We start from the raw sequence: 13,364 nt of genomic DNA, 5'->3' as shown, positions 1-13,364 counted from the left end.
CAACTTTTTTTGAATTATGACAGAAATTGCTGAGTGAAATCGAGAGGATACGCCTTCTTTTTTCCAGACACGATGGAATTCCATATAAATCGACTTAATTTCGAAACCTTTAATTCAATACTGACCGAACAAATCAATTACCACAACGGGTCAGATATGCCATGTGTGTGGTATTGCAACGCGAGCACTCTTGTGTCTGATCTTGAGCTACGCAGGAGATAGGTTTACATGGAAGAGATTGTATTAGGCATTGGTATTACTGCATTGGCGGGAGCTCTTGCCACAGTAGCCGGTGCTGCGGAAGATACTGAATCTGATATCGGATCACAGGGTGACCCGAACTCACAGGTTCAGCTCGCTCCGCAGATGGGTTATATCCACCGCATCTTTAACAAGGCAGTTTCCGGTGAACCACCAGCATACGGAGCCTGGTGTGTCATCGGAGCAGGTGTTGCCTGGGCATTGATGCAGATTAACTACAACCCGGCACTTGCAATTATTCTCGGTTCGGTTATCGCGGTTTTTGTACAGGGAATCTACTGTACTTCCGGGTATCTCGGCCGTATTGCAAGTTTGGCAAAGTTCCAGCAACCGGTATACATTGACATTATCAAGTCATTGACACCGGTAACTATGGCACATGCGTTCGTCGCGATCTTTTGTACGGTCGCGATGTGTTACCTGATGGCATCCGCACTTCACCATCCGTTCGCACTTCCCCTACTCGGACTGGTATGGGGTATTGCACTTGGTGCCGCAGGATCTGCTACCGGAAACCCGTTCTACGGAAAAGAACGTCAGTACCAGAATCAAAAATATGGTGCAGGTGTTCCGATTTCCGCATCCGGTAACATCGTCCGGTATGCTGAGGCAGGACAGCGTTCCTCCCTTGACAACGGATGGTTCACAACGAAATTCGCCGGTCCGGCTTCAGGTATCTGTTTTGGTCTGATTGTGTTCCTTGAACTCTGGCGTACGGTTCTCTTTGAGAAACTGCTGAGTGGATGGGGAGCAATCATTATGGGAGTCATCCTGATTCTGGTCTTCACATTCATTGACCGCTGGGTTGAAGTGTGGGGCCGCAAGACATACGGACCATATGTCACCGAGGAGGCCTCATCATGAGTGCACTCGGAGGAGCAGCTGCCGGTGGTGAAGGAATCAATCCAACCGGGGCCGTAGTAGGCATTGTAATTCTCCTCGTCTCGATCGCTGCAACATACGCACTTGGTTTTTCAATCGTTCCACTTATCGGAATAATCATAGGCGGAGCACTCATCGGATTCGGCGTTCACTTTGTGCCGGTCGGTGGTGCTCCGGCAGCAATGGGACAGGCACCCGGTATTGCAACTGGTGTCGCCATGCTTGCAGCCGGTGCAGGTCTTGCAGGTCTCTTCGGAGGTGCCTGGGCATATGAGGCAACCGGAGACTTTGCAGTAGCAGTTGCCGGCGGTGCAGTCGGTGGAGGTCTGATGATGGCCATCACCTGTCTTATGGTGAATGCCACCTATGTCTTCGCCATGGGTATTCCTGCTGCATCAGGTAAGGTAGAGAAAGACCCAATCACCGGAGACACATTCCCAGAATATAAATCACAGGGAACTGAAGGTCACGGTCTGCCTTTCGTCTCATTCGTTGGAGGAGTTATCGGAGGATTTATTGCCGGTCTTGGTGGAACGCTCATTTACATCGAACTTCTCGATGTCTATCATGCCAACCTGCCAGTGATTATGCAGGCAGACGCAGCAGCAATTGAACCACTGGCAATTTCTCTCGCCGGAATCTTCGCAATCGGGTTCTTCCTGGTTAACGCAGTACTGGCAGCATACAACATTACCGGAACTATCGAGGGACCGCATGACCCCAAATTCAAGCGTGTTCCACGGGCAGTTATCGGATGTGCAGTCGCATCAGCCTTCTGTGGCTTTATTTCGATGCTGATTGTGATGAACATAGGGATGTGAGGAGTATACCATGACAGTAAAAATGGAAGCATCTGAAGGGGGCATGCCGCACAACACCCTGATGATCTACGGAATAATTGTCGCCCTTGTGGGCACGTACCTCACATACCTTAATGTCGTGACAGGAATCGCCGTTTTCTCATTCTTTGGTGGAATCGGCGCTATTGCTGCACTCTGGTGGGGTTCTGACACAATCAAGCACCTCTGTAGTTATGGTCTTGGAACCGGAGTTCCGTCAGCCGGTATGATTGCATTCGGAGCCGGAGCCATTGCCATGATTGCAGGGACAAAATTCGGGATTTTTTCACCCATTGTAACACTGATCCTTGCAGCAATCATTGGTGCAGTTATCGGTTACATTGCAAACAACATCATTAACATGAACATTCCGGTCATGATCATGTCCCTGGTAGAACTTGCCATTGTGGGAGCAATGACCATGCTCGGATTTGCATCAATGTGCACGGGAACTTTCATGTTCAATGGTCTTGTTATCGGTGGAATGACTCTTTCAATGGAACCTGCAGCAGCAGCAGCCGGAGGGGCCCAGACATTCATGGTCACCGTCCTGCCTGAATTTGCAGGTTCATTAATTGGCGGAGCAGCACTTGCAGTCATATTCTTCCTTGGAGCAATAGCACTGCAGCACCCGTTCAACGCCTGTCTTGGACCGAATGAATCCCAGGACAGAACCCTCATGCTTGCAATCGAAGTGGGATTCCTTTCCATGTTCGTTGTAGCAGTCATGTCCTATGCATTCCTTGACATGATGTCCGCAACCGTTGGAATCATCATTTCATTGATTGGATGGATCTACACATACAAGCAGTATATTGCACTCTCAAAGCGTGACGCATATGACTGGCTTGATTCAAAGCCAATCCGTGAAGTCGGAGGTGACCAGTAATGACCTGGATTCCAGTCCTTCCCGACTTTGGTCTTGGTTGTGATGTATTTACAGGATTTGTTACCCAGCAGGGCGAATCACTGGCACCAGTCCTTGACCAGGTAAACACACTTGAGAAAGTCACAGACGACATCGTCGGTATGCTCTCCGGAGAAGGCAGTTTCCTTGAAACATTCCCACACCGAGAGAAATCACTGGTTTTCGCAGGTGGTATTACAGCGATGTTCTACGGACTTGCTGTAGGACTCCTGGTTGCCGGAGTTATCGTTCTGGCGTTGATGTGAGGGGAGAAAAATGGCAAACAAGAAATCACCAGCCAGTGGATGGCCAATCGTTCAGGGTGACTTCCATACGGGTGACCCAAACAGCCCGGTGGCAGTTGTTACCATGGGATCCCACCTCGATGAGGGTGCAATCTGCAGTGCAGGAGCAGCCATCGCCGGATCCTGTAAAACTGAAAACCTTGGTCTGGAGAAGGTTATTGCAAACATCATCTCCAACCCGAACATCAGGTTCGTTATCACCTGTGGTACCGAAGTTAAAGGACACCTTTCCGGCCAGAGCCTTATCGCCCTTCACAAGGGTGGAGTAGACGGCGGTAAAATCGTCGGATCTAAGGGAGCAATTCCGTTTATTGAAAACCTCTCAGGAGATCATATCAAGCGTTTCCAGGAACAGGTCGAGATTGTCGACATCATGGAAGCCGAAGATCTCGGAGTAGTTTCAGCAAAAATCAATGAACTGACTGCCAGAGATCCGGGTGCATTCGACGCCGACGCCATGGTCGTTGAAATATCAGATGAATCAGGCGGAGCAGTAGAAGAGGGTGCTGAAGTCAGACCTATGTCTGCCGAAGTAGCTCTCATTCATGCACGGATGAAAACCATCCAGGGAATGATAACCAATTTAGGTTTCTACGACAAATTCGCTGCCGGTGTATACGGTGGTAAAGTCGAAGGACTCATGATTGGACTTATCGTCTCATTTGTGATAGTTGGACTCCTGCTTGCTGGACACGGGGTGAGCTAAGTGTCAGATGAGAAGAAGTCAGGCCCAATACGCATGGCAGCAATTGATGCCATGATGGCTGACATGAAATATAAAGGACAGATCCTTGCACGTACCAACAAACTTGAATCCGGTATCATGGACTCTGGTATCATCGGATTCTCGATTGGTCTTGCATTTGCCCTGATTCTGGTTGTACCAGTCATTCTGCTCGGAGGACTCTGATGGCAGAGAAGGGAGAGCCGGCATCAGGCTGGCCAATTGTCCAGGGTGACTTCCACACCGGTGATCCAAAAAACCCGGTAGCCGTCGTTACCATGGGTTCCCACCTTGATGAGGGAGCAATCTGCAGTGCAGGTGCAGCCATCGCAGGATCATGTAAGACTGAAAACCTCGGTCTGGAGAAGGTTATTGCAAACGTCATCTCCAACCCGAATATCCGGTTCCTCATTACCTGCGGTACTGAAGTCAAGGGACACCTTTCCGGACAGAGCTTAATCGCACTCCACCAGAATGGTATAGAGGGCGGTAAGATCGTCGGTTCTAAAGGAGCAATTCCGTTCATTGAGAACCTCACCGGAGACCACATCAAGAGGTTCCAGGAACAGGTCGAGATCGTTGACATCATGGAAGCCGAGGATATCGGAGCCGTTTCAGCAAAAATTAAAGAGCTGACGGCACGTGACCCCGGAGTATTCCCTGGTGGAGCAATGGTTGTTGAGATCAAGGAAGAAGGCGGAGGCGGTGCTGGAGCTGCCAGTGCAACTGCAAACCCGCAGTTCCTTGAAATCGAGGCAAAGCTGGATGCAATTGAAACCAAACTCGAATTTGTCGAGGGTGAGATGGCCCAGCGTGTCGGCCGGAAAGTCGGGCGGGATATCGGTATTCTCTACGGTATCGTCGCCGGACTTATGACATACGTAATAGTTACGGAATTACTGCCAAAATTGCTAGAAATACTCGCACATTAAGAGGTGATAAGCCATGTTCATGTTTGAAAAGGAACAGACGGTCCTCGACTTCAACGGCTACAAGCTTGGAGGACAGCCGGGAGAATACCCCCGTGCACTTGGTGCATCGATATTCTATAACAAGCACGAGACCGTGCTCGATGACCACACTGGAAAGATTGACAAAGCAAAAGCAGAAGCACTCTGGAACCGCTGTCTTGAACTCTATGATGCTACCGGAAACTGGTACTTCTGTCAGATCATCGGTGAATACGGAGAAGCATTCGAGAGTTACATCGACTGGTTCTGTAGCATTGATGACCAGTTCCCATTCCTGATGGACTCATCTGCACCTGCAGCACTGGCACATGCATGTAAGTATGTGACCGATGCAGGTATTGCAGACCGTGCAGTCTATAACTCCATCAACGGTTCCATCGGACCGGAGAACATAGAAGCACTCAAGAACAGTGATGTGAATGCAGCAATTGTGCTCGCATTCAACCCTGGTGACCCAAGCGTCCGTGGACGTGAGAAAGTGCTTGCAGAAGGTGGCGTTGCAGGTCAGGAAAAATCCATGATTGGAATTGCAGAAGAATGTGGGATTACCCGCCCGATTCTTGATACTGCAGCAACTCCGCTCGGACTTGGTTCCGGAGGTTCATTCCGTGAGATCCTTGCCTGTAAGGCAATCCACGGTCTGCCAACCGGTGGTGCATACCACAACATGACCGTTTCCTGGACCTGGCTCAAACGCTGGAGAAAGAGCGGTATTCTTGACCGGTACAAAGATGCAGGAGTACTTCTTGAACAGATGGGACACCACCACTTCGGCGGTGTTGAAGGTATCCGTCAGGCTGCCTGGTCCTCTGCTGATATCGGATGTAACATTATGGCAGCCACCCTTGGTGCTGACCTTATCATGTTCGGTCCAATCGAGAACTGTGAGGCAACTGCAACCGCAATGGCATTCAGTGACATTGTCCTTGCAGAAACCCTCCGTGAACTCGGTGGAGACGTTAAAGCAGAAAAGCATCCAATCAACATGCTGGTATAAACCAGTATTTTTTTTAGTCAGAGTTTTTTCTTATTTAAATTTAAAGCCGCCATTTTCATCGTTTTTTGGCATGTTTTGTGACCTTTTTTAAGGTCCTACCGGAATCATCATCTTATCTCCATCTGAACGGACAATTTTAGAAACAAGTAAAAACTGCTAATATCTTATAATCAGAAACGTAAATTTCATGTTTGAAATGATCACAAGATTGCTTGACTTTTTTATTCACTTGGATGATTATCTCCCCGGCCTTGTTGAAACCTATGGGAATCTGGTATATGGAATTCTGTTTGTAATCATCTTCTGTGAAACCGGTCTTGTGATTACACCATTCCTCCCGGGTGATTCTCTTCTCTTTGTCACCGGCACAATCGCAGGAATGGGAATATTAAATATTGGAATCCTTCTTGGTGTCCTGTATATTGCGGCAATTCTTGGGGACTCGGTTAATTATTTTATCGGTAGATATGTCGGTCATAAAATCATTGATATGAACCTCCCAATGATACGAAAAGAGCACCTTGATAAAACACACCTGTACTTTGAAAAATATGGATCTATTACGATTGTTATCGCACGATTTGCACCTTTTGTGAGGACTTTCGCTCCCTTTCTAGCCGGAATGGGTAAAATGCAGTACCGAACATTCCTGGCATATAACATCTCGGGGGGCATTCTCTGGGTCAGCATATTCCTTCTGGCAGGATATTTCCTGGGGGGTATCCCAATTGTAAAAGAGAATATGTCTCTTGTTGCTCTTGCAATCATTCTGATATCTCTTATCGCCGTAGGATCTGTATTAATAGAGATATGCAGGTTTTTTGGATCATGTGTATTAAAAAAGGTCAGATAAACAATAATTTCCGTATGGAAAAGTCTCAGGTATGACTGATTTTACAGATATGCGAGTAATACAAAGAAAGAATACCAATAAATGCACAGATGAATATCTGGTAAGTGAGTTTACGTTCAGTCATCCGATAGATACAAAATTCCTCTCAATCCTCAAAAAACAGGGCACATTATCTGTTAGATCCCTGGGTGAACTTCAGATGTTTACCTTTCATGAAGGAGAATGGCTTACCATGAAAGGAATGACCGGCGACACCATACTTTATGTAACCCATCCCAAAACTGAAAAAAATCGGGTTGAAGAGCGTATTAATTTTTATCTTGACCTGTACCTGGTCATAGAGAAAGAATAACCAGGGAGTACGACTCGAAATATCCTTAAAAATAACATTTGGACGGGAAATTCCATCTTATTTTAAAACCTCGTCCATACTTCCTGAACGGTATCCCTGGAGATCCAGAGTAACATAGAGGAAACCCAAACTCTTAAATTCCTCCAGAATCCTGTTCCGGGCAGAAAAAATAATCTCCATCTCATCTGGAGGGACTTCCAGACGGGCTATGGTTCCATGATGCCGGACCCTTGGCTGGGATATCCCAAGGCCCGACAGGATATCCTCCCCTTTTTCTATCATCCTCAGTTTTTCTTCGGTTATCTCATCCCCGTAAGGAATCCTGGAATATAAACAGGCTGCTGATGGCTTGTTCCAGAAAGATAATCCCTTCTCCTTTGAGATAGTCCTGATATCCTGTTTGGTAATTCCGGCCATGATAAACGGGTGAATCACCCCGCAGGAACTAAATGCATCTATCCCCGGACGGTTTTCTCCAGTATCAGATGCATTCGCACCATCTGCAATATAATTGCAGTGGTATTTCTTCCGGGCAGTATCAAGGATCTTAAAAATTCCGAGTTTACAAAACCTGCATCTATCGGAAGGATTCAAACGCTTTAGTTCATCAGAAAACGGAGTTCCGGTGAGGACGGTGAGCGGCAATCCAATTTCTCCGGCCAGTTTTACTGCTGCATGGAACAAACGCCTTGGAACTTCCGGACCGTCAACAAGAGTACACTGTATGTTATCCGGCCCAAGGGCTTCTTTTGCAAGTACCGCCAGAAGTGCACTATCAACCCCACCGGAGTAGGCAATGAGGAGAGGAGCATGGCTACGAAGGATTTTAGTTAAGTTGTTTAGTTTCTCGCTGGTTGACATATCAATTGAATGACATTCTTTTATGAAAACCCATCAGCCGGACCAATTCAATCACCATACATATCTGCTAGATATGCATGAAAATCTTGCATTTCTAATTCACGGGCTTTCAATACTTCAAGTTCTTTCCGGACCAGCTTAATAACAGAGGACTGGTCTGCATGCCATATCCTGGCACCACTCCGGGTTGTCTCTTTTGAAATCAGGCCATTTGCCTCTAAAGATTTAAGATGTGTTTCAATGTTGCCATGAAATGAATATTTGAAAACATCCTGCATCTGGGTTTTAATTTTCGACTCCCTGACACCATCGGGAAAACTTGAAATGCAGTATAATATCTCATGTTCAGTCTGATTATGGCACAATTCACGCCAGTTTTTTCTGCGAGCCTGCACCTCGTCTTCAGTCAGAGCCATATTCTCTTTATTCAATAAGTTCCATTTCCGGATAATTGCTCTCCTGAAAAGGAAAATTCTCTTTTTTCATTAACTCATCAGCAGAAACAAAAAGGATCATATTATGGAATGAACAATAATGCGCCTGTTTAGTACCTCTTACTTTTTGTAAGGTCCATCAGGATCTGATAAACCAGAACAATGCTAAAAAGAAACCCAATTTTCTCGCTATTTTCGATGTAATATGAACTTTACACGAAAATTTACCAGAAACATTAAAAGAGACTCGTTATAATGATGAATTATGGTAAAACTGGAATCTTGTCTTATCTTACTGGTTATGGCAACACTGGTTATAACCGGATGCTATGCAGAACTGACCATAGAAAGTTCCGAGGCTGATGTCACTACTCTCACTCCGGAACAAAGTGACGTTGTCCTGAATGCTACTTATACTGCGGATCAGAACACTACTGCACTTAATATGACCGTGAACGAAACCGTCCAGATCTCACTAAATGAAAATCCAACCACAGGATACATGTGGAATGTAACCACCTCATCCGGACTTGAGATCCTTGCTGATGAATACACCCCCGATGCAGTTTCCCAGATGATGGCCGGTGCTGGTGGAATACATGAGTGGATTCTAAAGGCTGTTGATGTTGGAAACCAGACCTTCTCGGCGGTGAACATGCGAAGCTTTGAAAACCTCACCGGTAGTGAGGAAACCTACACCCTGAACATTACTGTTCAGGAACTGATTTGAGAAAAAACACCTGATGTAATTATTGCATCTCCCTTTTTTTATGAACATACCAGTCTGTGAACCCTCCGGTCTGGAAAGATACTCTTAAGAATCATCTTTCATAAATTCTATCCCGAAGTGAACCATATGGAGAAGGTCACCCTCGGCCCCATGCCGTTTATGAGTGTTATGCCCACCCTGCTTGTCGGGGCAGATGTTGATGGAAAACCAAATTATATGACCGCTGCATGGGCTACAGTTGCCTGTATGGCACCACCCATGGTATGCGTTGCGATCAACAAAATCAGGCATACTGCAAAAGGTATTGACCAGAATAACACATTCAGCCTAAATATATCTACTTCAAAGCAGGTAATCGAGAGTGATTATTGCGGGATTGTCTCCGGTGCAAAGGAAGACAAGGCCGGAGTTTTCACATCATTTTACGGAAAACTGAAAACGGCTCCCCTCGCAAAAGAATGCCCGGTTAATATGGAGTGTAAACTCTTCCAGAGTGTTGATTGCGGAAGCCATCTGCTCTATATTGGAGAGGTCGTGGAAATTCATGCAGACAAGGATGTTGTCACCGATGGCAAACCGGATATTACCAAAATAAACCCGATTGTATACGCCCAGAGTGCGTATTTTGATGTCGGAGAACAAATCGGCAAAGCATTTTCTGATGGAAAACAGTTTAAAAAATAATCAGTCTTTTTTTTGCCTGGCAGGTTTACCGGAGTTAAGAAACCATATCACCCCTGGTTCACAGACGATTTCAAAAAGTAAACCGCCCTAATATATTCAGGTATGGTAGAGAAAAACCAGTCAGCCCAGTCATCAAGACAGAAGATTCGGAAAGCAATTCTTATCCTGACTTTTCTTCTCATTCCGGTGACGATATTTTATGTCTCGCCCGTGGTGATCATGATGGGGGCCTCCGAAGGCATAGTATCAGGAAGTATGATTCTCTTTGTCCTGTTATTCATTCTGTCCCTGTTTCTCGGCCGTTTATGGTGCGGATGGCTCTGCCCCATGGGAGCCTGGCAGGAACTTTGTTCACCGGTTATGAAGAGAACGGTAAAGGAAGGATGGCGTAATTATATCAAATATGTCATTTCCGTGCTCTGGCTCGCAGCAATTGCAAATGCATTTATGAGTGCCGGAGGAATCAAAGGTATTGATCCGTTCTTTGGTACGGTAAACGGGATCTCCATATCTTCAATGGAAGTCCTGATGATGGTAGGGATGATCTTCTTTTTCATATTCGTAATTGCGTTCATCACTGGAAAGCGTGGGGTATGTCATGTTGTCTGCCCTATTGCGGGGATTATGGTAGCCGGCCGTGCAATCAGAAACATGATTGGGTGGTCTGCCATTCAGCTTGATGCCGAAGCAGATCTCTGTATTGACTGCAAAAAATGTGTACAAGAATGTCCTATGGGGCTTGATGTACATGGAATGGTCAGGCAAAATAAGATGGAAAACCCGGATTGTATTCTCTGTGCCAGTTGTTCAGATATCTGCCCGGAAGGGGTTATCCGGTATTCTTTCGCAGGAAAGAAATAATAAAAATACGATAAATCACTTTTTTATAGAGTTTTTTCAGGGGTTCCCCTGAATTTTGACATCCGGCTTTTAGGAATTGTAACCGCTACAATCACCATTCCACCTTGCTATCGGTGATTATTGAGAGATCTAAACAGCCATTTTTCATAAGGCACTTTATGATAAACCCATCCAGCTCCTGATGAGTAACACACATACTAATCTCTCACTTTTTTTACCTTTTTTTCGGCCTTACAGGTGTAGAGAGAAATTCTGTTTTATCGGATTTTACCATTTAATAAACTACATGATGGTTTATGCAAGAAGTGAAAATCTTTTTTTATTCAAATTCAGTTATCATCAAACCTATGTCGAATTAATGCCAAACTTATACCAATGATCCTGATCCTTCCGGATAAATCTGAAATAACTCTTGATGTGAATGGAAATTCCATTGAGGCACTATTGGTAACCAGGGGAATTTCCCCACTCACCGTCCTGGTATCAAGAGGCGATGAGATAATCCCGGAAGATACCATCCCGGAGGAAGAAGATACCATAAGAATTATCCAGGTATCACATGGCGGATAACAAAAAGATCCTCTGTTCCCAATGTAACAACCCGGCAGTATTCCTTGACCGGGAAAAGAAGACCCACCTCTGTAAAGATCATCTCATCCAATCTGTCGAAGAAGAGGTCATGAGGTACCTTAACACCATCAGTGACCTTCCGGAGACTATCGGGATAGCTTTCAGTGGTGGCAAAGACAGCACTGCATTACTCACCGTCTTCTCGAGGATCAAAGCGGACATTCCCTGCCGGTTCATTGCCCTGACTGTGGATGAAGGAATTGAGGGATACCGGCAGGATACCATCAGGGCTGCAGAAGATACATGCAGCAAACTGGGAGTCAAGCACCATATCATCTCATTTTCGGATATTTTTGGCTCATCACTGGATACGCTCGTCTCTGAATCTGACCGGAATGCCTGCACAATCTGCGGAATACTCAGGCGTCGGGCACTTGAAATCCTGGCACGTGAACAAGGTATCCGGGTTATCGCAACCGGCCACAACCAGGATGATCATGCACAGACAGCTCTTATGAATGCAATCACTGGAGATGTGAAGAAAGTCTTTGCCGGATACGGGCCTTCGACATGGTATGCACGGAGGATAAAACCATTTGCACGCGTCAGTGAACGTGAAGTAACCCTTTATGCCATGCTTACCGGTTTTTTCCGGGATCTTCCGGAATGCCCCTATGCCATAACATCACTCCGGGGAGAGGTAAGAACCCTGCTTTACCGGTATGAGCGGGAGCATCCGGGGGCGATGAGAAATGCAGCTCTTTGCGAAGAAGAACTCCGGGAAAAACTGGGTGGAACTTTCAGGCGGGAGCCATACCAGACATGTACCGGTTGTGGATGGCCGGGGTCAGGAAAAATTTGCCAGGTCTGCATGGTGCTCCGGAGGCCATCATTAGATAACGATCCTCATCAGGTAAGGGAACAAACCAGATAGGGACAGACAATGGCCAGTGAAAAGACTGTATACATGGATCATAGTGCTACAACAGCCACGGATCCTGAAGTGGTGCAGGCCATGCTCCCATGGTATTCCCAATCCTATGGAAATCCATCATCAATATACCGGTTGGCTGGAATTTCAAGAGTAGCAATTGATGAGGCAAGAGCAAAGGTTGCAACAGCCATCGGTGCAAAACCGGATGAGATTTTTTTTACATCGGGAGGGACTGAATCAGATAACTGGGCTCTCATCGGCACTGCATTTTCACACAAGGGAAAAGGAAACCATATCATTACCACGGCGATAGAACATCACGCAATTCTGCACACCTGTGAATACCTTAAAAAACAGGGATTTGATATCACCTACCTCCCGGTTGATGAATATGGTCAGGTCAGGATGGAGGATCTGAAAGCAGCAATAACAGACAGGACCATCCTGGTATCCGTGATGTTTGCGAACAATGAGATCGGAACAATAGAACCGGTTTCGGAAATCGGGAAATTATGCAGGGAGCAAGGCATACTTTTCCACACCGATGCAGTCCAGGCAATAGGTAATGTTCCCATCAATGTTGCTACCATGAACATTGACCTGCTCTCTCTTTCCGGACACAAGTTCTATGGCCCGAAAGGAACTGGCGCCCTGTATATCAGGAAAGGAATCAGGATTGACAGCTTTCTGCACGGTGGAGCACAGGAAAAGAGAAAACGGGCAGGGACAGAGAATGTTCCGGGTATTGTCGGACTTGGTGCTGCAATAGAAAAGGCAGTCCGGGACCAGGATTTAAAAACAAGCAGGATACGGGACTTACGGAACCGATTGCTTGAGCGGATTCTCACGGAAATCCCGAATTGCAGATTGAACGGCCATAAAACAGAGAGACTTCCGGGAAACATCAATATATGTTTTGAGTTTATCGAGGGTGAATCCCTGCTTCTTCTTCTAGACCATGCAGGAATCGCTGCTTCAACCGGGAGTGCCTGTTCGTCCGGGTCACTTGAACCATCCCACGTTCTCATGGCAATCGGTGTCCCGATTGAGATTGCACATGGGTCACTCAGGCTTACTCTTGGCATTGAGAACACAGAAGATGATATCAACTATGTTAGTGAAGAAATTAAAAAAGCAGTAGAGAAACTCCGTTCCATATCACCCCTGTATGCTGATTACCTGAAAAAGAGGTCATAACC

At 46.2% G+C, this 13,364-nt stretch carries 18 protein-coding genes; 16 read left to right on the top strand and 2 right to left on the bottom strand.

The genetic code is table 11. From position 1 onward, the window contains the following. Positions 1–228 precede the first annotated feature (228 nt). The 10 genes from mtrE (at position 229) to DLD82_RS10320 (ending at position 7,091) form a co-directional block, all read left to right on the top strand. Positions 229–1,125 carry a tetrahydromethanopterin S-methyltransferase subunit E gene (gene mtrE, locus DLD82_RS10365; protein WP_109941033.1) on the top strand — a complete coding sequence of 299 codons (897 nt, stop codon included), beginning with the start codon at positions 229–231 and terminating at the stop codon, positions 1,123–1,125. Continuing rightward, entirely contained in the window at positions 1,122–1,964 is an 843-nt protein-coding gene (mtrD, locus tag DLD82_RS10360; protein WP_109941032.1) for a tetrahydromethanopterin S-methyltransferase subunit D, read from the top strand. Before mtrE ends, mtrD begins: the two co-directional genes overlap by 4 nt. A 10-nt stretch (positions 1,965–1,974) precedes the next feature. Next, positions 1,975–2,871: a tetrahydromethanopterin S-methyltransferase subunit MtrC gene (gene mtrC / locus DLD82_RS10355; RefSeq protein WP_109941031.1), complete on the top strand. Its 897-nt coding sequence runs from the start codon at positions 1,975–1,977 to the stop codon at positions 2,869–2,871. Then, a complete protein-coding gene (gene mtrB / locus DLD82_RS10350) occupies positions 2,871–3,155 on the top strand; it encodes a tetrahydromethanopterin S-methyltransferase subunit MtrB (protein ID WP_109941030.1) in 285 nt (94 codons plus the stop codon). Before mtrC ends, mtrB begins: the two co-directional genes overlap by 1 nt. Before the next feature lie 10 nt (positions 3,156–3,165). Next, on the top strand, positions 3,166–3,900 hold the full coding sequence (gene mtrA, locus DLD82_RS10345; protein WP_109941029.1) for a tetrahydromethanopterin S-methyltransferase subunit A: 735 nt from the start codon (positions 3,166–3,168) through the stop codon (positions 3,898–3,900). After that, positions 3,901–4,104, top strand: coding sequence for a tetrahydromethanopterin S-methyltransferase subunit F (locus DLD82_RS10340; protein ID WP_109941028.1), 204 nt, complete (start codon positions 3,901–3,903; stop codon positions 4,102–4,104). Continuing rightward, positions 4,104–4,850, top strand: a complete 747-nt coding sequence (mtrA, locus tag DLD82_RS10335; RefSeq protein WP_109941027.1) for a tetrahydromethanopterin S-methyltransferase subunit A — start codon at positions 4,104–4,106, stop codon at positions 4,848–4,850. The genes DLD82_RS10340 and mtrA (DLD82_RS10335) overlap by 1 nt, the downstream gene beginning before the upstream one ends. A 13-nt stretch (positions 4,851–4,863) precedes the next feature. Further along, positions 4,864–5,886, top strand: a complete 1,023-nt coding sequence (mtrH, locus tag DLD82_RS10330; RefSeq protein WP_109941026.1) for a tetrahydromethanopterin S-methyltransferase subunit H — start codon at positions 4,864–4,866, stop codon at positions 5,884–5,886. A 187-nt stretch (positions 5,887–6,073) separates the two neighbouring features. Next, positions 6,074–6,739, top strand: coding sequence for a VTT domain-containing protein (locus tag DLD82_RS10325; RefSeq protein WP_109941025.1), 666 nt, complete (start codon positions 6,074–6,076; stop codon positions 6,737–6,739). A gap of 31 nt (positions 6,740–6,770) precedes the next feature. Then, positions 6,771–7,091, top strand: a complete 321-nt coding sequence (locus DLD82_RS10320; RefSeq protein ID WP_146199755.1) for a hypothetical protein — start codon at positions 6,771–6,773, stop codon at positions 7,089–7,091. A 57-nt stretch (positions 7,092–7,148) separates the two neighbouring features. Here DLD82_RS10320 and larE read toward each other — a convergent pair whose 3' ends face one another. Both larE and DLD82_RS10310 read right to left on the bottom strand, forming a co-directional pair. Next, complete coding sequence (gene larE / locus DLD82_RS10315; RefSeq protein WP_109941023.1) at positions 7,149–7,952, bottom strand: ATP-dependent sacrificial sulfur transferase LarE; 804 nt, start codon at positions 7,950–7,952, stop codon at positions 7,149–7,151. A gap of 47 nt (positions 7,953–7,999) precedes the next feature. Further along, positions 8,000–8,383: a hypothetical protein gene (locus DLD82_RS10310; RefSeq protein ID WP_109941022.1), complete on the bottom strand. Its 384-nt coding sequence runs from the start codon at positions 8,381–8,383 to the stop codon at positions 8,000–8,002. 268 nt (positions 8,384–8,651) lie between these two features. Between DLD82_RS10310 and DLD82_RS10305 the strand changes: the two genes are divergently transcribed. The 6 genes from DLD82_RS10305 to nifS all read left to right on the top strand — a co-directional run bounded on the left by DLD82_RS10305 (position 8,652) and on the right by nifS (position 13,362). Then, complete coding sequence (locus DLD82_RS10305) at positions 8,652–9,116, top strand: protease inhibitor I42 family protein (protein ID WP_109941021.1); 465 nt, start codon at positions 8,652–8,654, stop codon at positions 9,114–9,116. A 126-nt stretch (positions 9,117–9,242) separates the two neighbouring features. Continuing rightward, positions 9,243–9,800 (top strand): flavin reductase family protein, encoded by a 558-nt coding sequence (locus tag DLD82_RS10300; RefSeq protein ID WP_109941020.1) that lies wholly within the window; start codon positions 9,243–9,245, stop codon positions 9,798–9,800. A gap of 102 nt (positions 9,801–9,902) precedes the next feature. After that, entirely contained in the window at positions 9,903–10,661 is a 759-nt protein-coding gene (locus tag DLD82_RS10295; RefSeq protein WP_109941019.1) for a 4Fe-4S binding protein, read from the top strand. 375 nt (positions 10,662–11,036) lie between these two features. Next, on the top strand, positions 11,037–11,231 hold the full coding sequence (locus tag DLD82_RS10290; RefSeq protein ID WP_109941018.1) for a ubiquitin family protein: 195 nt from the start codon (positions 11,037–11,039) through the stop codon (positions 11,229–11,231). Continuing rightward, on the top strand, positions 11,221–12,165 hold the full coding sequence (locus tag DLD82_RS10285; RefSeq protein ID WP_109941017.1) for a TIGR00269 family protein: 945 nt from the start codon (positions 11,221–11,223) through the stop codon (positions 12,163–12,165). Before DLD82_RS10290 ends, DLD82_RS10285 begins: the two co-directional genes overlap by 11 nt. A 9-nt stretch (positions 12,166–12,174) precedes the next feature. Next, on the top strand, positions 12,175–13,362 hold the full coding sequence (nifS, locus tag DLD82_RS10280; RefSeq protein ID WP_109941016.1) for a cysteine desulfurase NifS: 1,188 nt from the start codon (positions 12,175–12,177) through the stop codon (positions 13,360–13,362). Positions 13,363–13,364: the final 2 nt, after the last annotated feature.

It is taken from the genome of Methanospirillum stamsii, assembly GCF_003173335.1.
GTDB classification, from domain to species: Archaea; Halobacteriota; Methanomicrobia; order Methanomicrobiales; family Methanospirillaceae; genus Methanospirillum; species Methanospirillum stamsii.
This window is presented reverse-complemented; position numbering and strand designations above follow the sequence as displayed.

What these genes read in the sequence shown, in the direction of transcription:
- DLD82_RS10305 (WP_109941021.1), top strand. Translation starts at nt 8,652, where the DNA reads ATGGTAAAACTGGAATCTTGTCTTATCTTACTGGTTATGGCAACACTG.
- DLD82_RS10295 (WP_109941019.1), top strand. Translation starts at nt 9,903, where the DNA reads ATGGTAGAGAAAAACCAGTCAGCCCAGTCATCAAGACAGAAGATTCGG.
- DLD82_RS10300 (WP_109941020.1), top strand. Translation starts at nt 9,243, where the DNA reads ATGGAGAAGGTCACCCTCGGCCCCATGCCGTTTATGAGTGTTATGCCC.
- nifS (WP_109941016.1), top strand. Translation starts at nt 12,175, where the DNA reads ATGGCCAGTGAAAAGACTGTATACATGGATCATAGTGCTACAACAGCC.
- DLD82_RS10325 (WP_109941025.1), top strand. Translation starts at nt 6,074, where the DNA reads ATGTTTGAAATGATCACAAGATTGCTTGACTTTTTTATTCACTTGGAT.
- mtrD (WP_109941032.1), top strand. Translation starts at nt 1,122, where the DNA reads ATGAGTGCACTCGGAGGAGCAGCTGCCGGTGGTGAAGGAATCAATCCA.
- larE (WP_109941023.1), bottom strand. Translation starts at nt 7,952, where the DNA reads ATGTCAACCAGCGAGAAACTAAACAACTTAACTAAAATCCTTCGTAGC.
- mtrE (WP_109941033.1), top strand. Translation starts at nt 229, where the DNA reads ATGGAAGAGATTGTATTAGGCATTGGTATTACTGCATTGGCGGGAGCT.
- DLD82_RS10320 (WP_146199755.1), top strand. Translation starts at nt 6,771, where the DNA reads ATGACTGATTTTACAGATATGCGAGTAATACAAAGAAAGAATACCAAT.
- mtrC (WP_109941031.1), top strand. Translation starts at nt 1,975, where the DNA reads ATGACAGTAAAAATGGAAGCATCTGAAGGGGGCATGCCGCACAACACC.
- DLD82_RS10290 (WP_109941018.1), top strand. Translation starts at nt 11,037, where the DNA reads ATGATCCTGATCCTTCCGGATAAATCTGAAATAACTCTTGATGTGAAT.
- mtrA (WP_109941027.1), top strand. Translation starts at nt 4,104, where the DNA reads ATGGCAGAGAAGGGAGAGCCGGCATCAGGCTGGCCAATTGTCCAGGGT.
- mtrB (WP_109941030.1), top strand. Translation starts at nt 2,871, where the DNA reads ATGACCTGGATTCCAGTCCTTCCCGACTTTGGTCTTGGTTGTGATGTA.
- mtrH (WP_109941026.1), top strand. Translation starts at nt 4,864, where the DNA reads ATGTTCATGTTTGAAAAGGAACAGACGGTCCTCGACTTCAACGGCTAC.
- mtrA (WP_109941029.1), top strand. Translation starts at nt 3,166, where the DNA reads ATGGCAAACAAGAAATCACCAGCCAGTGGATGGCCAATCGTTCAGGGT.
- DLD82_RS10285 (WP_109941017.1), top strand. Translation starts at nt 11,221, where the DNA reads ATGGCGGATAACAAAAAGATCCTCTGTTCCCAATGTAACAACCCGGCA.